Annotated in this window: 12 protein-coding genes and 1 other RNA gene; 8 read left to right on the forward strand and 5 right to left on the reverse strand. The window is 50.4% G+C overall.

The features are described 5' to 3' along the window. Positions 1–11 precede the first annotated feature (11 nt). Positions 12–3,068, reverse strand: coding sequence for an FAD-binding and (Fe-S)-binding domain-containing protein (locus ETV65_RS04395; protein ID WP_129951712.1), 3,057 nt, complete (start codon positions 3,066–3,068; stop codon positions 12–14). Between the two features lie 327 nt (positions 3,069–3,395). Here ETV65_RS04395 and ydiK point away from each other — a divergent pair, with 327 nt between their 5' ends. Together ydiK and rprA are read left to right on the forward strand one after the other, a co-directional pair. Then, complete coding sequence (gene ydiK / locus ETV65_RS04405; RefSeq protein WP_129951713.1) at positions 3,396–4,493, forward strand: AI-2E family transporter YdiK; 1,098 nt, start codon at positions 3,396–3,398, stop codon at positions 4,491–4,493. Positions 4,494–4,683: 190 nt separating this feature from the next. After that, positions 4,684–4,794: antisense sRNA RprA (rprA, locus tag ETV65_RS04410), an RNA gene on the forward strand. Between the two features lie 131 nt (positions 4,795–4,925). On the opposite strand, the gene ppsA is transcribed toward rprA, so the two are convergent. Beyond that, positions 4,926–7,304: a phosphoenolpyruvate synthase gene (gene ppsA / locus ETV65_RS04415; RefSeq protein WP_129951714.1), complete on the reverse strand. Its 2,379-nt coding sequence runs from the start codon at positions 7,302–7,304 to the stop codon at positions 4,926–4,928. A 508-nt stretch (positions 7,305–7,812) separates the two neighbouring features. Between ppsA and ETV65_RS04420 the strand changes: the two genes are divergently transcribed. The 6 genes from ETV65_RS04420 to ETV65_RS04445 all read left to right on the forward strand — a co-directional run bounded on the left by ETV65_RS04420 (position 7,813) and on the right by ETV65_RS04445 (position 13,826). Next, positions 7,813–8,634: a pyruvate, water dikinase regulatory protein gene (locus ETV65_RS04420; protein ID WP_129951715.1), complete on the forward strand. Its 822-nt coding sequence runs from the start codon at positions 7,813–7,815 to the stop codon at positions 8,632–8,634. 129 nt (positions 8,635–8,763) lie between these two features. Then, entirely contained in the window at positions 8,764–9,810 is a 1,047-nt protein-coding gene (locus ETV65_RS04425; RefSeq protein ID WP_129951716.1) for a 3-deoxy-7-phosphoheptulonate synthase, read from the forward strand. Between the two features lie 348 nt (positions 9,811–10,158). Further along, positions 10,159–11,193, forward strand: coding sequence for a ChuX/HutX family heme-like substrate-binding protein (locus ETV65_RS04430; protein WP_129951717.1), 1,035 nt, complete (start codon positions 10,159–10,161; stop codon positions 11,191–11,193). Continuing rightward, the gene (locus ETV65_RS04435; protein WP_129951718.1) at positions 11,190–12,020 is read left to right on the forward strand and encodes a hemin ABC transporter substrate-binding protein; all 831 of its coding nucleotides are present in this window, start codon (positions 11,190–11,192) and stop codon (positions 12,018–12,020) included. The genes ETV65_RS04430 and ETV65_RS04435 overlap by 4 nt, the downstream gene beginning before the upstream one ends. Further along, the gene (locus tag ETV65_RS04440) at positions 12,017–13,045 is read left to right on the forward strand and encodes an iron ABC transporter permease (protein ID WP_165383691.1); all 1,029 of its coding nucleotides are present in this window, start codon (positions 12,017–12,019) and stop codon (positions 13,043–13,045) included. Before ETV65_RS04435 ends, ETV65_RS04440 begins: the two co-directional genes overlap by 4 nt. Beyond that, complete coding sequence (locus tag ETV65_RS04445) at positions 13,038–13,826, forward strand: heme ABC transporter ATP-binding protein (protein WP_129951719.1); 789 nt, start codon at positions 13,038–13,040, stop codon at positions 13,824–13,826. The genes ETV65_RS04440 and ETV65_RS04445 overlap by 8 nt, the downstream gene beginning before the upstream one ends. Before the next feature lie 46 nt (positions 13,827–13,872). On the opposite strand, the gene ETV65_RS04450 is transcribed toward ETV65_RS04445, so the two are convergent. The 3 genes from ETV65_RS04450 to ETV65_RS04460 all read right to left on the reverse strand — a co-directional run bounded on the left by ETV65_RS04450 (position 13,873) and on the right by ETV65_RS04460 (position 17,799). Continuing rightward, complete coding sequence (locus ETV65_RS04450) at positions 13,873–15,327, reverse strand: protein adenylyltransferase SelO (RefSeq protein ID WP_129951720.1); 1,455 nt, start codon at positions 15,325–15,327, stop codon at positions 13,873–13,875. Between the two features lie 142 nt (positions 15,328–15,469). Beyond that, positions 15,470–16,255, reverse strand: a complete 786-nt coding sequence (locus ETV65_RS04455; RefSeq protein WP_235173062.1) for an EAL domain-containing protein — start codon at positions 16,253–16,255, stop codon at positions 15,470–15,472. 530 nt (positions 16,256–16,785) lie between these two features. Further along, positions 16,786–17,799 carry a lipoate--protein ligase A gene (locus tag ETV65_RS04460; protein WP_129951721.1) on the reverse strand — a complete coding sequence of 338 codons (1,014 nt, stop codon included), beginning with the start codon at positions 17,797–17,799 and terminating at the stop codon, positions 16,786–16,788. Positions 17,800–17,821: the final 22 nt, after the last annotated feature.

A 17,821-nucleotide genomic window follows, 5' to 3' on the forward strand; every position in this document is an offset into this window, starting at 1 on the left:
CTTCCTTATGGTTAGGGAATGATTTCCAGCAAGGCCTGTAACGGATGGCGAACGCCGTTGCCTTCGATGCGTTTTACCTGGCTGCGACAGGAATAGCCGGTTGCCAGACAGCGCTGGCGCGGTAACCGTTGCAAAGCGGTGTGCCAGGAAAGCTCATAAATCCCCAGAGAGTTTTCAAGATTTTTAGTTTCATGGCCATACGTCCCTGCCATTCCACAGCACCCGACACTGACGTTTTCCAGCTTCGCACCGTAGCGGGCAAAGATATCGCCCCACTGTTTGCTACTGTTTGGCAGGGCAGTGCTTTCCGTACAATGTCCGAACAGATACCAGGCCTCGCCACTTTGCTGTTGCGCCGGACGCTCCGCCAGCCAGGTATCCAGCCATTCATGCACGAGTTGCACCTGGAAGGATCCGCGCGTATCCCCGAGAATTTCTTTATATTCATCGCGATAACACAGTACCAGCGCAGGATCAACACCCACCATCGGCATTCCCAACTGTGATACACGGTTAAGGAACAGGGACGTTTTCTTCGCTGTTTTGGCAAAACGGGTCAGGAAACCTTTTATATGCTGCGCTTTGCCGTTAGGTGAAAAAGGCAGCAGAACGGGTTTAAGGCCCAGTTTTTCAATCAGACGGATAAAATCAGCAACGACCTGTGCGTCGTAAAAACTGGTAAAGGGATCCTGGACTACCAGCACGTATTCACCCCGTTGTGCCGGAGGAATGGCCTCCAGTTGTTCAAGTGTCATCTTACTGGCACGATGCCCTGATAACTGCTCACGAAGGGTCGGAGAAGACAGTAAAGGCAAATCCACCATGCCGATGCTTTTCCGGCTCATCTCCCGTAACCAGGGCTGCCTGAGGAAAAAATTGAACACCTTAGGGGCTTTGGCCATCAGAGGAGCGTAGCTTTCAACGCCTGCGACAAAATGATCGCGGGCCGGGCGCAGGTAGCGGGTGTGGTAAAGCTGCAGGAAACGCGAGCGGAAGCCCGGCACATCAATTTTTATCGGGCACTGTGTCGAGCAGGCTTTACAGGCCAGGCAACCGGACATCGCCTCTTTCACTTCATGGGAGAAATCATATTCCCCTTTATTGGCATGCCAGGTATTACGTGTACGGTCAATCAGGCTGCGCAAGCTCATGCCTTTTTCCGGCAACGCATTCTCAAGCGCCAGCGGATCTACACCTTGTTCTGACAATAAACGCAACCATTCACGTACCAGACCCGCGCGACCTTTTGGAGAGTGGATACGGCTGCCCGTGATTTTCATTGACGGGCACATCGGACTTTTCACATCAAAGTTAAAGCACAGGCCGTTACCATTACATTCCATCGCGCCGCGGAATGACTGACGGACTTCCAGCGGAATACGGCGATCGAGGGTTCCGCGTTTTGGCGCATCAACTTTCATCATCGGCTCGTCACACTCAAGCGGTGCACAGATTTTGCCGGGATTGAGGCGGTTATCCGGATCGAATACGGTTTTGATCCGACGCAGTTCATGGAACAGCGCTTCACCAAAGAACGCCGGACTGTATTCCGCACGGAACCCTTTTCCGTGCTCTCCCCAGAGTAACCCCCCGTATTTCGCGGTCAGCGCGACAACTTCATCAGAGATTTGCCTGAGCAATATCTCCTGTTGCGGGTCGCACATGTCCAGCGCCGGACGCACGTGCAATACGCCCGCATCCACGTGCCCGAACATGCCATAACTGAGATGATGACTGTCGAGTAACGCCCGAAATTCAACAATGTAATCCGCCAGATGCTGAGGGGGCACGCAGGTGTCTTCTGCAAACGGCAGGGGTTTAGCCTGCCCTTTTGCATTGCCCAACAGACCGACGGCTTTCTTACGCATATTATAAATACGCTCGATACCGGCCAGATCGGCGCAAATCTGATAACCGATAACACCGCCTTCTTTATCACTTATCAGGCTATCCAGACGTTCGCACAGCGCACTGACCTGGGTTTCAATCAGGTCGGCATCATCTCCGGCAAATTCAACAATATTCAGCCCCTGCATGTCGAAGCCTTCAACGTCCTTGATATAATCACGAACGCTGTGCCAGACAATATCTTCACGTGCCAGATTCAGCACTTTGGAGTCCACAGTTTCAACCGAGAGCGCCTTAGCCTCCACCATAAAAGGAGCATTACGTAGCGCTGAATTAAAGGAGTCGTATTTGATATTGACCAGGCGACGCACTTTGGGGATTGGCGTGATATTCAGGCGTGCTTCGGTGATAAAGGCCAGCGAGCCTTCTGAACCGGTCAGAATGCGTGTCAGGTTGAAGGTCTGCAGATCGTCACTCAGTACATGGCGCAGATCGTAGCCTGTGAGGAAGCGGTTAAGTTTCGGGAATTTTTCGATCACCAGCGCACGGTTATCGCGACAACTGTCCAGCACAGTGCGGTAAATCCGCCCGATGACTGAATCCTCTTCGCCCAGCTTATCAGCCAGCGCCGTCGGAATAGCGGTGGTATCCAGCATCTCACCACCGAGCACAATCGCACGAACACCAAGAACGTGATCAGACGTTTTACCGTAAACCAGCGACCCCTGACCGGACGCATCCGTGTTAATCATACCCCCCAGCGTCGCACGGTTACTGGTTGATAACTCGGGTGAAAAGAAAAAGCCGAACGGTCGCAGATAATCATTAAGCTGATCTTTAATTACACCGGCTTCAACCTTGACCCAGCCCTGTTCCAGGTTGATATCAAGGATGCGGTTCATATGACGGGACATATCAACCACAATGCCGCGGTTCAATGACTGCCCGTTGGTACCGGTACCGCCTCCGCGTGGAGTGAAAACGAGCGTTTTAAAACGTTCCTGCCCGGCAAGACGGGCAATCAATGCCACATCTGACGTTGCAATCGGGAATAAGACCGCATCCGGCAGCAACTGATAGACGCTGTTGTCCGTCGCCATCGTCAGTCTGTCGGCATAAGTTGTTGTAACATCACCCGTAAAACCATTGCTTTTTAACGCTTCCAAAAAATCGAGCACCAGCTGGATGACACCCGGTGCCTGAGAAATCTGTGGGATCATTGAATTATGACTCTGTCTTTGTTGTATGCCTGGCGGGCCCGAGGCGTTCTACCGGATCTGCCCGGCAGATCCACCCTATTCTTTACCCGGAATAAAAACTAACATACTTCGTTTTTAAGCGCTCCGTCTGGTTCATCTTTGTTGCAGATGTTTCATGACGCGCCACAAAAAACACTTACAGCAATAACGTCTTGCAACTTATTGTGTGGAGGGCTATCCAAAAGCAGCCGTATGTTCCATGCTTATTTTTAGCATCCTGTTTATGAATAAAGTGTTTGGAGGCACAGGGTTCGTGCCTGACTTCGTTTATCACATTGAGAAACATGAATGAATCTCCCAATTAAACGTTATGACTTACCCCAGATCATGTTCGGGGTGCTGTTTATTGCCCTGATGACAATTGCCAGCATCTGGGTGGTTCAGCCTTTCATTTTGGGCTTCGCCTGGGCTGGTATGGTGGTTATCGCCACCTGGCCGCTGATGATCAAACTACAAAAGGTTCTGTGGGGACGCCGTTTTCTGGCTGTCATCATCATGACACTGCTGTTGATCCTTTTATTCGTTTTGCCTATTGCTTTACTGGTCAGCAGCGCCATTGAAAATGGCGCACCTTTGGTCGCCGTTGCGAGTAATCCTTCCATATTGCACATGCCCGATTTCCACTGGCTGAACTCCATTCCTCTGGTCGGTCATAAACTTTACATCGGCTGGCATGCGCTGATTAATGGTGGCGGGAATGCGCTGATGAGCAAAATGCAGCCTTATGTGGGGCAGACAGCGTCGTGGTTCGTCGTCCAGGCCGGACATCTTGGACGCTTTATCGTGCACTGTTCGCTGATGCTGTTATTCAGCGCCCTTCTTTATAGCCGTGGTGAACAAGTTGCGATGGGGATCCGCCATTTCGCAGTTCGTCTTGCTGCCGAACGCGGTGATGCCGCGGTTATTTTAGCCGGACAAGCCATCCGCGCCGTAGCGCTCGGTGTGGTTGTCACTGCAATTGTACAGTCTGTTCTTGGCGGCATCGGGCTGGCCATCGCGGGTATTCCTTACGCTACCGTGCTGACTGTCGTGATGTTCGTATGTTGTGTCGCACAAATAGGGCCACTGCTGGTATTGATTCCGGCCATCATCTGGCTGTATTGGTCCGGCGATAATACCTGGGGCACCGTCTTGCTGGTATGGAGTTGCGTGGTCGGATCCCTGGATAACGTACTGCGCCCGGTTCTGATCCGCATGGGTGCGGATTTACCCATGCTGCTTATCTTGTCCGGTGTTATTGGTGGCTTATTTGCTTTCGGTATGATTGGCCTGTTTATCGGACCGGTTGTACTGGCCGTCTCCTATCGGTTGATTTCACTTTGGGTCAATGAGGCCCCGGAACCTGACATGGCACCTGAAGAAGCACTGAAAGCACTGGATGAATAATTTCATTTCACTTTAACGTGCCACAGGCGTTGTCCCCTGTTAATTCAAGCGGGCAGCGCCTTTTCTTTATTTGTGCTTCTTTCCTGAAATGACGCCTACTAAAAACTCCCTTCACATCAATTAGCATGAGAATAATACCTATTAGGAGAATTCTTACAGACTAAATACCTTGGGAAACTTAGTATTATTAACAGTTCGGATTTCAACCCACTGATTTATATACAAGCTTTCCCCTGAGCTGGTATATCCCAAATTGCTGTGTGTAGTCTTTGCCTGTCTGATATGACGGGCTTTTTTTTTTACTTTTTTGCCTTACAGTTCTATTTCCCCCCATAGTCCTGCAACATATATTTTTATTCCCGTCATTTACGCTACCCGTAAAAAAAGGCTGCCACCTGTAAGTGACAGCCCTAAATGTCAGGCATTAGGAATTTATTTACTTTCGGCTAACGCCAGCCAGGTTTGTACTACGGTATCCGGATTCAGTGATAAACTGTCGATCCCCTCTTCCATCAGCCACTGTGCGAAATCCTGATGATCTGAAGGCCCCTGTCCACAAATACCGACATATTTCCCCTGCTTCTTAGCGGCTTTGATTGCCATCGACAAAAGGGCTTTAACAGCCTCGTTTCGTTCATCAAAGAGTTCAGAGACAACGCCTGAATCACGATCCAGCCCAAGTGCAAGCTGAGTCATGTCGTTGGAGCCGATAGAGAAACCGTCGAAATGTTCAAGGAACTGATCCGCCAGTAAGGCATTGGATGGAATTTCACACATCATAATCACTTTCAGGCCATTTTCGCCCCGTTTCAGCCCCTGACTGGCCAGCTCTTTGACGACAGCTTCAGCCTGCGCCACAGTACGAACAAACGGAATCATCACTTCAACATTCGTCAGCCCCATATCATTACGGACACGCTTCATTGCCTCACATTCCAGTGCGAAACACTCGCGGAAGCTGTCAGAGACATAACGGCCTGCACCACGGAAACCCAGCATCGGATTTTCTTCATGAGGTTCGTATTTTTCGCCGCCCACCAGATTGGCATATTCATTTGATTTAAAATCTGACAAACGCACAATCACCCGTTTCGGCCAGAATGCTGCGCCGAGTGTTGCGATCCCCTCAGTCAGACGTGCCACATAATATTCACGCGGGCTGTCATAGCCCTGAATCATTTTATTGATGGTTTCCTGCAATTGGGCAGGTTGCTGATCAAACTCCAGCAATGCTTTCGGATGCACACCAATCATGCGGTTAATGATAAATTCTAAACGCGCCAGCCCGACACCTTCATTCGGCAGACAGGCAAAGTCGAAGGCGCGATCGGGATTGCCGATATTCATCATGATTTTCAGCGGTAAAGTTGGCAGTTCATCAATAGCAGAACTCTGGACGCTAAAGTCCAGCTCATCCTGATAGACATAACCGGTATCGCCTTCAGAACAGGAAACGGTCACTTTCTGATTTTCTGTCAATTTTTCAGTGGCATCACCACAACCGACTACCGCAGGAATACCCAGTTCACGCGCAATGATAGCGGCGTGACAGGTACGTCCGCCACGGTTGGTGACAATGGCTGACGCCTTTTTCATGATGGGCTCCCAGTCAGGATCCGTCATGTCAGTCACCAGAATATCGCCTGCCTTAACGTGATGCATTTCGCTGATATTATGAATGATTTTTACCGGCCCGGCACCAATGCGATGGCCTATAGCGCGGCCTTCTACCAATACTTTGCTGTTACCATTCAACTGATAGCGTTCCATCACCTGACCGTTGGAACGAACAGTCTCCGGACGCGCCTGCACGATATAAAGATTGCCGTTATGACCGTCTTTCGCCCATTCGATATCCATCGGACGGCCATAGTGTTTTTCAATCAATAATGCCTGGCGTGCCAGCGCCTGCACCTCGTCATCCGTCAGGGAGAAACGGGTGCTCTGTTCAGCCGGCACATCTTCAATCTGTACCTGTTTGCCGTGTTCCTGGCTTGGCGCATATATCATGCGAATTTTCTTCGAGCCCATCGTGCGGCGGACAATAGAGGGCTTATTTTTTTCCAGCGTAGGCTTATGTACGTAAAACTCATCAGGGTTAACCGCGCCCTGAACAACCATTTCACCCAGACCATAAGCCGAGGTAATAAAGACGACTTGATCAAAACCAGATTCGGTATCCAGAGTGAACATCACCCCCGCAGAAGCAAGATCAGAACGCACCATACGCTGTACACCGGCAGAAAGCGCCACACCGCGATGATCGTAACCCTGATGCACACGATAAGAAATGGCACGGTCATTAAATAAGGAAGCATAAACATGCTTCACTGCGGTCAGTACGGCATCGAATCCCTGAACATTAAGGAAGGTTTCCTGTTGCCCGGCAAATGACGCATCAGGCATATCTTCGGCTGTTGCGGAAGAACGAACCGCGAATGACGCATCAGGCTCACCTTCGCATAATTGCTGATAGGCCTCACGGATCGATTTCTCAAGTTCAGGCTGGAACGGTGTCTCAATGATCCACTGGCGGATTTGCGTACCCGCCTGGGTTAATTGCCCGATATCGTCAACATCTGTTTTATCCAGTAATTCATGGATTCGGTGGTTTACACCGCTCTGATCGAGAAAATCATTAAATGCCTGCGACGTCGTTGCAAAGCCATTGGGAACTGAAACACCCAGATCAGACAAGTTGGTGATCATTTCCCCGAGGGATGCGTTCTTGCCCCCGACTTTATCAACGTCCTTCATACCCAGTTGGTTGTACCAGATAACATTGCGTAAATCGGGATCGAGATGAGCCATGAAACAATCCTTTATTATTTATTTACAGTAAAAGTCAGTAGGCGTGCAACACCGGTTGTCCAGCCATTGTCGGCGACGCTTTTTCTGTCATTTAACAACGCTGTCATTTTGAGACTAGCATAATGCTCCATAAGACATGGACAGGTGAATCGATCCAGCAAAACAAACTATTTTTGTTTAGGAAAATTCCAGCGCAGCAAAATGACGCTTATGTGTGGAAACATCATTAACCCTTATGAATCAGCAGGAAGTCTCCATAAGTCCGTCGCTAAATCAATGCTAACAGAGCAGCTGAAGTTCTGCTGAAGCAAATCAAAAAGCTGCGATAAGTCGCGGAAAATTTAAAATGCCATTTCATTTATTACAGTCATTTTGCGCACTGTCTCGCAGCAATTAACAGAACATCGACACGCAGATGAAATAGGCTTTTTATTTCATGCAATTCTGGTTATTACTAAATAAGGGATAATTTGAATATAAATGAAGTGCGATAAATCAGGAGTCGTTTGTGGACAGATGCGTGTTTTACATTTCTGACGGTACTGCCATTACAGCAGAGGTTTTAGGCCACGCTGTACTTTCACAATTTCCGGTCAACGCCACCACCTACTCTCTTCCCTTTGTTGAAAGTGAAGAGCGTGCCAAAGCAGTCTGCCGGCAAATCAATGACATTTTTGAAAAAACCGGCGCCCGTCCGCTGGTATTTTATTCTATTATTTCACCTCTCATCCGCGACATTATTCAAGGTAGTGAAGGTTTCTGTCAGGACATTGTCCAGTCGCTGGTCGCCCCTTTACAGAATGAGCTGGGCGTCGATCCTACCCCCATCGCCAACCGGACGCATGGTCTGACGGCCAGCAACATCACTAAATACGATGCGCGCATTGCCGCGATTGATTACACCCTGGCTCATGATGATGGCATTTCGCTGCGCAATCTCGATCAGGCCCAGGTGATTTTACTGGGCGTCTCGCGCTGCGGTAAAACGCCGACCAGCCTTTATCTGGCATTGCAGTTTGGTATCCGCGCAGCTAATTATCCGTTTACCGCCGACGACATGGACAATATTCAGTTACCTGCCGCGTTAAAACCGCATATGCATAAGCTGTTTGGCCTGACGATTGACCCTGAACGCCTGACGGCAATTCGCCAGGAACGCGTTGAAAACAGCCGCTATGCTTCCTTGCGCCAATGCCGTATGGAAGTCTCTGAAGTGGAAGCATTATTTAGAAAAAATCAGATCCGCTACCTCAACAGTACAAACTATTCTGTTGAGGAGATATCAGCGAAGATCATGGACAGCTTCGGCATGAGCCGCCGTATGTTCTGAATACTTTTACTGATGTGGATGGCATATCCTGCTGACAGTGGTTGAATTCATCGGTTTTTGGGTTATTGTGATCGGCATCACTTCCCGGTATCCCTGCCGCAGAGAAGAAACACATTTTTCGAGAATACGATGTCACAAACAGATGAACTGCGTACGACGCGCATCGACAGCCTGATTACGCCTCAGGCACTGGCAGAAAAATTGCCAATTTCCCCGTCGGTCGCACAACACGTGATGGAATCACGTAAACGAATTGAAAAGATTATCAGTGGGGAAGATCAACGGTTACTGGTTGTTATCGGTCCCTGCTCAATCCACGATATTGAAGCGGCTATTGATTACGCGGGCAAGCTTAGTGTATTGCGTGCAAAATATCAGGATCGCCTGGAAATCGTCATGCGTACGTACTTTGAAAAGCCACGTACCGTTGTCGGCTGGAAAGGGCTGATTTCAGATCCTGAGTTGAACGGTTCCTGCCGGGTTAATGACGGTATTGAGCTGGCGCGGAAGGTATTACTGACTGTCAACCAACTGGGCATCCCGACCGCGACTGAATTCCTTGATATGGTGATTGGACAATATATTGCCGACCTGATCAGCTGGGGAGCCATCGGCGCACGGACCACCGAAAGTCAGATCCACCGCGAAATGGCTTCGGCGCTTTCCTGTCCTGTCGGTTTTAAAAATGGCACTGACGGGAATACCCGCATCGCCATCGACGCTATCCGTTCGTCACGCACCAGCCATATGTTCCTGTCGCCGGATAAAAATGGTCAGATGACCATTTACCGTACCGCTGGCAACCCTTACGGACATGTGATTATGCGTGGCGGTAAAAAGCCCAATTACCATGCCGCTGACCTCGAACAAGCCTGCCTGAATCTGGCTGAATTCGATTTAACGCAACGTCTGGTGGTCGATTTCAGTCATGGCAACTGCCAGAAACAGCACCGCCGTCAGCTCGAGGTAGCCGAAGATGTTTGTCAGCAAATCATACGCGGTTCAACCACCATTGCGGGCATCATGGCGGAAAGTTTTCTGGTTGAAGGTACACAGCCTATCGTTCCTGGCAAACCCTTGGTTTACGGTCAGTCGATTACCGACCCTTGCCTGAGTTGGGCAGACACGGAGACATTACTGTCAATGCTCGCGCAAGCGACAAATAGCAGGTTCTGATCACTTTACTGTAACCTTTCTAAGGGCAGCGCAGGCTGCCCTTTTTTGTTTTCCTGGCATGTCCGGGTACGCGTAATAACCTGTCCGTTCTGATACTTTCCTCGCTTACCTCCCCTGTTCCCCTCTTAAATGAATGGGTTAACACCGCCGAATTCCCTGCTGAAGAGAAAAATTTTCTTGATGTGTCCACACAATGATTTGATAATGATTATCAAAATGATATTAATTACCATTAGCAACAAAATCCAAAACAAGGTTTTCTGCTAAATATTTTTACAAATCATTCACATAACAGCGTAGGTTTTTACCCGCTATGTAACGGGTAACTTTGACAACGAGGAAACAGCAATGCATTCAGTTCACTATGAGGATTATTTACAAGCCAAAGAAGCTAATCCGGGTAAATATGCCCGCGATTTGGCGGAAATATTGGGGATCAGCGAAGCGGAACTGACAGCTTTGCGTGTTTCACATGATGCCGCACGTCTGGATGTTGATGCACGGACCTTACTGGCCGCTCTGGAAAATGTCGGCAGCACTAAATCGATTACCCGCAACGACTTTGCCGTACATGAGCAGGAAGGTCGCTATGAAAATCAACATCTGAGTGGTCACGCCGGTCTGATCCTTAATCCCCGCGCGCTGGACCTGCGTCTGTTTCTGCAACACTGGTTGTATATTTTCAGCCTGTCAGAAAACACGGCCCGTGGTGTTCGCCACAGTATTCAGTTCTTCGATGCGCACGGCGATGCCGTTCATAAGGTGTATAACACCGATGAAACTGACATGGCGGCATGGAATGCGCTGATTGCGCAGTACAAAAGTGACGTCAATCCGCCGTTGCAGATAGAGGCAGTTCCTGAAACGCCGGCCCTGATGGCCGCAGATACCCGCACTCTCGATGCTGAATGGCGCGCAATGACCGACGTTCATCAGTTCTTCCAGTTGCTGAAACGCCACGACGTCACCCGCCAGCAAGCATTCCAAGCCGTCGGGGACGATCTGGCATGGCGTGTGGATAACGGCTCACTGACGCGTTTACTGAATATCGCCAAAGATGACCAAAACGAAATCATGATTTTTGTGGGCAACCGTGGCTGCGTGCAGATTTTCACCGGTCAGATCGAAAAGGTCATGCCACACGGAGAATGGATCAATGTCTTCAACAAACAGTTCACCCTGCATCTGGTGGAAAGTGCCATCGCGGAAAGCTGGATCACCCGTAAACCCACCAAAGATGGTTTTGTAACCAGCCTGGAATTGTTTGCCGCTGACGGTACGCAGATCGCACAACTGTATGGTCAGCGTAGCGAAGGCACGCCTGAACAAACTCAGTGGCGGGAACAGCTGGCGCAACTGTCCCAGCAAGGTGTGGCTGCATGAAAACAATGTTGAAAAGGCTGGCCGCTGTTACAGCGTTGCTGGTGACGCCGGTGCTGCATGCTACTGAAAAACTGGTCAGTATTGGCGGTGACGTGACCGAAATTATCTACGCACTCGGTGCCGGCGACGAAGTGGTCGCCCGCGACAGTACCAGCTTGCGTCCGCAGGCGGTACGTAGCCTGCCGGACGTCGGTTATATGCGCCAGCTCAGCGCTGAGGGAATTTTGTCTATGCATCCTTCGCTGGTGCTGAGCAGCGAACTGGCAGAGCCGTCACTGGTGTTGCGGCAGCTTGAGCAGAACGGTGTAAGAGTGGTTCGTGTGCCGGGTACACCTTCTGCGGATACCGTCCCGCGTAAAATCGTCGTAATTGCGGCGGCACTGAACCGGCAGTCAGAAGGTGAAAAACTCATCGCGACCTATCGTTCGCAGATTTCAGCGATTCGCCACGATGCCCTGCCGGTAAAAATGCTGTTTGTGATGAGCCATGGCGGCATGTCATCGATGGCAGCCGGTCAGGATACCGCGGCAGATGCGATGATTACCTCTGTCGGGGCGAAAAACGCTATGCAAGGTTTCAGCCGCTACCGTCCGCTGTCCCAGGAGGGCGTGATTGCCAGTGCGCCGGATATCCTTTTACTGACCGCTGACGGTGTTAAGACACTTGGCGGGATGGAACAGGTGTGGAAATTGCCTGGCGTTGCTATGACACCGGCCGGTAAGAATCAGCGCGTACTGGTCATTGATGATATGTCACTGCTGGGCTTTGGTTTGCAAACGCCAGAGGTGATGGCTCAGCTACGCCATGCTGCGGAACAGGTAAAATGAGCAGCATGAGCCCTCCGGTGTTATCGCGTCGCCGCGCGCCAGTCTGGGCGCTGACTGGCATCGGCTGCGCTCTGCTGGTGTTAGCCGTGATGGCGGTGAATACTGGTGCGATGTCACTGTCGCTAAGAACGCTTCTCGGGCGTCCTTTTGACGATAGCTTATGGCAGATCTGGCTGACCATTCGCCTTCCCCGCGTGCTGCTGGCTATGGTAGTCGGTTGTGCGCTGGCAAGTTCCGGTGCGGTTATGCAGGGATTGTTCCGCAACCCGCTGGCAGATCCCGGCCTGCTTGGGATCAGCAGCGGCGCAGCGCTGGCGGTTGCGCTAACCATAGTAATGCCGCTGGCTTTACCGCCATTACTGGCACTTTACAGTCACATGATCAGCGCATTCGCTGGCAGCCTGGCGATTTCTGTCATCGTCTTTACGCTGAGTCGTTTTGGTCATGGCGGATTGTCGCGCTTGCTGCTCGCCGGTATTGCCATTAATGCCTTATGCGGCGCGGCGGTCGGTGTACTGACCTATGTCAGTGACGATCAGCAATTACGCCAATTTTCATTGTGGAGCATGGGCAGTCTCGGGCAGGCGCAATGGCCGACGCTGGCCGTGGCGTCTTCGCTGATCCTGCCAGCCTGCATTGCGTCGTTTTTCATGGCACGACGCCTGAACATTCTGCAGTTAGGGGAAGAAGATGCACATTACCTCGGTGTGAATGTCCGCCGTACGCAATTGCAACTTTTGCTGCTTAGCGCTCTGCTGGCCGGGGCTGCCGTCGCAGTTTCTGGTGTGATTGGTTTTATCGGTTTAGTGATCCCGCATCTGTTGCGGATGCGTATTGGTGCTGACCACCGCTGGCTTCTACCGGGTTCGGCCCTGGCGGGCGCCTGCCTGCTTTTGCTCGCTGACACGCTGGCCCGCACGCTGGTCGCTCCGGCAGAAATGCCGGTAGGATTGCTGACCAGCCTGATTGGTGCGCCTTATTTTTTATGGTTGATCCTGCGCCCCGGAGTACCGCGTAATGCCTGATTTCACTTCATCAATGGTGGCAGAAAACCTGACCTATTGCGTTAATGACCGCCGGTTAATTGACGATGTTTCACTGAGCTTGCAAAGCGGCGAGATGGTCGCGCTGATTGGGCCAAACGGTGCAGGAAAATCAACGCTGATGCGTATGCTGACCGGCTACCTGTTGCCACAAACGGGAAAGATTTCGCTTCAGGGAAGACCTCTCAATGACTGGCCGGCACAGGAACTGGCGCGTACGCGGGCAGTTATGCGCCAGAACAGTACACTAGCGTTTGGCTTTAGCGTGCGCGAAGTCCTGACACTCGGGCGTTCGCCGCACGGCCAGCACAATATGCAACGGGCACTTACTGAGGTCATGACACAAACCGGTTGTCTGGATCTGGCAGAAAGGGATTACCGCCATTTATCGGGCGGCGAACAACAGCGGGTTCAGCTGGCGCGGGTGCTTATCCAGCTCTGGCAACCCGAACCTTTCCCACACTGGTTATTTCTGGATGAACCTACGTCGGCACTGGATTTATATCATCAGCAACACGCGTTGCGTTTGCTGCGACAGTTAACCCGGCAAACACCGCTGGCGGTGTGTTGCGTATTGCATGATCTCAATCTCGCGGCGTTGTATGCCGACCGGATTATTTTATTGCACAGCGGTAAATTGGTCGCCAGCGGGACGCCCGCTGAGGTACTGAGCGAAGCCACCCTGAGCCGCTGGTATCAGGCAGATTTGAATGTCTGCCTGCATCCGGAAACCGAATTGCCACAGATTTTCTTACGCCAGTAAAGACGACTCAATAAAAATGCCACACTGGAATGTGGCATTTTTTATGTCAGCTTGAACAGGAAATTTCGAGATGTTTCCCCCAGTCGGGCGGCAGTTTCGCCATCTCGTCATACTGAGGAGCATCACTGTAAGGGTCACGCAATGCCTGATGAAGTTGCTCCAGCGCACTGATATCATCCACTTCAGCCCTTTCGATGGCTTTCTGTGCCAGATAATTTCTCAATATAATACGCGGATTGCTTTGTTTCATGGCGTCCTGTCGCGTTGCATCATCAACATCTTCCGTTTGTAAGCGCTGGCGGTAGGCCTGGTACCAGCTGTCGAAAGCGTCACGGTCAATGAATTCATCCCGCAACGGCGATGTGGCTTGCCTTTGTTCTGTCTGGCTGAGCAACCTGAAGGTCTGGGTGAAATCCCTGCCCTCTTTTGCCATCAGGCTCAACAAACCGGTGAGCAGATCGTTATCCTGTTTATTCTCCGTAAAGAAGCCCAGTTTACCGCGCATCAGCGTGCCATAGGCTCTCATAAGCGCGGGTTCATATTCACCAAGCGCAGTTTGTAGCTGTTCTGCAGACATCAGACCGGATAATGTTTGTGCCAGACGATGCAGATTCCAGAATGCCACCGCAGGCTGATTATCGTAGCTGTAGCGTCCCTGATGATCGGAGTGATTACAGATATAACCTGGCTGATAATCGTCGAGGAAGCCATAAGGACCGTAATCGATGGTCAGCCCGAGAATCGACATATTGTCGGTATTCATCACACCGTGGGCGAAACCAATACTTTGCCATTGCGCTATCAGCCGGGCAGTACGCTCCACCACCTCGGTAAACCATTGCTGATAACGTAACGCATCAGCCTGGTGATTTTCCAGCAACTGAGGCCAGTGATGTGCGATGACGTAATCTGCCAGCTGCTTCACCTGCTCAGGCTGTTTACGGTAATAGAAATGCTCGAAATGACCGAAACGGATATGACTTTCTGCCACACGAATCAACATCGCACCGCGCTCAGGCTGTTCGCGGAAAACCGGCTCATCACTGGTGGCAATCGTCAGCGCGCGCGTTGTCGGTACCGATAAATGATGCAGCGCTTCAGAGGCCAGAAACTCACGCACCACAGAACGTAAAACCGCACGGCCATCGCCCATCCGTGAATAAGGTGTCAACCCTGCCCCTTTCAGGTGCCAGTCGAAGCGTTTTCCTGAAGGTAAAACCTGTTCGCCCAGTAAAATACCGCGTCCGTCGCCCAGTTGCCCGGCCCACTGGCCAAACTGATGCCCGCTGTAAACCTGAGCCAGAGGTTCCATGCCCGGGAAAATTTTTTCACCGCACCAGTATTGGCGATGTTCAGCATCAAAAAGTGATTCATCCAGTCCCAGTTCACGCGCCAGCGGTTCGCTGTGATAAAGAAGTCGTGCGCCTTTTAGCGGCGTCGGTTGCAACTGTGTGTAAAAGCCAGGTAACTGCTCAGCATAATGATGTTCAAATCGCGGCATAAATCCCCCTTTTTGATAGTGTAGGACTGCAGGGCATTAATTAACACGGAGGAAATGCAGGGAGATTATTATCCGCAGATATCAAAAATCCCGGAACAGCAGGTGCTGGCCGGGATCCTGAGCGTAAAACTGCGTGTCATGACTAATGAAACTGAGCAGGCCGGATGAGCAGGCTGTCCAGTTCGGCGGGCTCAACACCAGGCCATAGCAATCCCTTCATTCCCTGTATGTCCGCTTTACGTAACGCGTCGAAATAGTCCTGCGAGTCTAGCCCGTCGACCACAATATTACGGCAAAATCGACTAACATTTCTTACCAGCGAGGGCATTACAATGGTGAAATTTTCACCCTCATATAACTGCCAGAAAAGATTTTTGTCGAGCTTCACCCACTGAAAAAGATGGTCAAAAATGGGTGCCATGGTGATGCTGCCTGAGCCGAAGTTTTCCAGCCACAGTGGAAAATATTTGTTTAATGCCACCACTTGTTCATTATTCCTGCCTTCGGAAAGTCGTGGAAACGACTCACTTAAATTCAGATGAATGAAAGTATATGTGCTGAAAGCATTGCGAAGATTTTCATCTTCCAGCAATAAGGCCACCTGTTTTTCCTCAACACTGATATTCAAAATAACCTGATTATCGGTAAACCATTGGGCATGCTCACACGCCCATATCTGTTGCTCAGTGAGAAATCGTAATAACTGCTGCGGTGTTAACAGGTTCAGAACCAGTTCTGTAGGCATCACTAACTTACTGTCAGCACTGGAAAAACGGCAAATTAATTCTACAGCCAGTAATTTCCCTTCAATGGTGTAAACCGGCTGGCACAGATAGCTGCTGTTAAAGGCCGTATCGAATTGTATTTTCATTTTTGTCCAAAACATCAACGGCACGGCTAATTGATTAATAACTTTTTTGACTATCAATCAGATCATAAAGATACCGGAGCCCCGGGGTATGACCAAAACATTAAAGAAATTGATATCAAGAAAGAGCCTCTCCGATTGTAAGGGTGCTGCGACGATCACGCGAACGGCTGCGAAATCAAAGTTTTTTAAAATGCCCTGCGCCTTGCGGCCTTCTTTTTGAGCTTTATATCATTCAATGCAGACATTTCAGACTAATCTTATCGCCAGACATAAGAACGTGCAACTTGCCTCGTGAGCGCTACCCGTCATTTTTAATCAAGAATTTCTGTGGTGTTTTGTGCCGATGCACAATAATGGATGTTACTAAATATTTTAGCTAATGGTTATAGTGTCTTATGAAATATTGCGCAAGTAGCAGCATTCACCACCGGGCTTTTTAAGTGGGATCAGTGAGTTTTTATAACGTTTTAATAAACCGGCACTATCCGCCATCAGGCCGGTAACCATTGCGGAGAAAAAGTACAGGCGCAGTGCAATCTAGCAGCATCCGGAAGCCATCCTTTCAACGGCCTCCGGAATCCCCGCCGTTATCTGATACAGCGCACCAGCCAGTTTTGCAGTTCAGTCAGTTCAGCCTGCATCGCGGGATAGAGGGCCATGATATGCTGGCAGGTTTGCCTGACCTCCTGCGCATGATAGCGCGTTCCTGCCAGTTTTTCGGCTAGCGCCAGCAACGGTGCAGGGTTAAGGCTGTCGGTGAAAATTTGCGCCCGACTGATATTGCCCTTCTCTACATCAAAGTGGATATCCACACCTCCCCAGACAAACCGTTCGTTCAGCAAGTGGCTGAATGCCGGTGCTTTACCAAAATTCCATTCCCAACTGCTTTGTTTGGCAAATCTTTCCGCAAATCCCGGAATGTCCGGAAACACATCCGGAGAGATGATTTCAGGCTCTGTACTCGCACCATACCAGTCAAAAAAAGCCCCGGTCACGGCCTTACAAATTTGCTCATGATTGATACCCGGCACGAACTCATTGAGATTCGCAACCCTCGAGCGTACCGAGGTGATCCCTTTTGCCTGTAACTTTTTGACATCCGGATTGAGATAGTTAGCGAGGCGGCTGAGATCGGCATTAAGCAGTAATGTGCCATGATGGAAGCCACGGTCGGCAGTTTCACGATAGGCGGAACCGGAAATTTTCCGCTCGCCTTCCGGTGTCTGAACCACCAGATCATTACGGCCCGAGGCGCTGGCATTGATATTCAGTGTTTTTAGTGCGTTGAGAATAATACCGGTCGACACGCTTTTATCGTATTCCGGTTTACCTGCCATGAACGTGAAACAGGTATTTCCCAGATCGTGAAAAACCGCCCCGCCACCACTGCTGCGCCGTGCCAGCCGGATACCGTCCTCTTCCATTTTGCGCGTATTGCATTCTTTCCACGGATTCTGTGCCTGTCCGATCACCACGGTTTCGGCATTTCTCCAGAGGAATAACACACGTTGTGTGGTCATCTCACGGAAAATACAGTCTTCTACCGCCAGATTGAACCAGGGATCATAAGAATCGGAAAGTAATAGTCTGAGAGGTTTCATTGCATATTCATCCTGAAGGGTC

The sequence above is a fragment of the Rahnella sp. RFA10(1/100) genome (genome assembly GCF_004195115.1).
Taxonomy (GTDB): domain Bacteria; phylum Pseudomonadota; class Gammaproteobacteria; order Enterobacterales; family Enterobacteriaceae; genus Rahnella; species Rahnella perminowiae.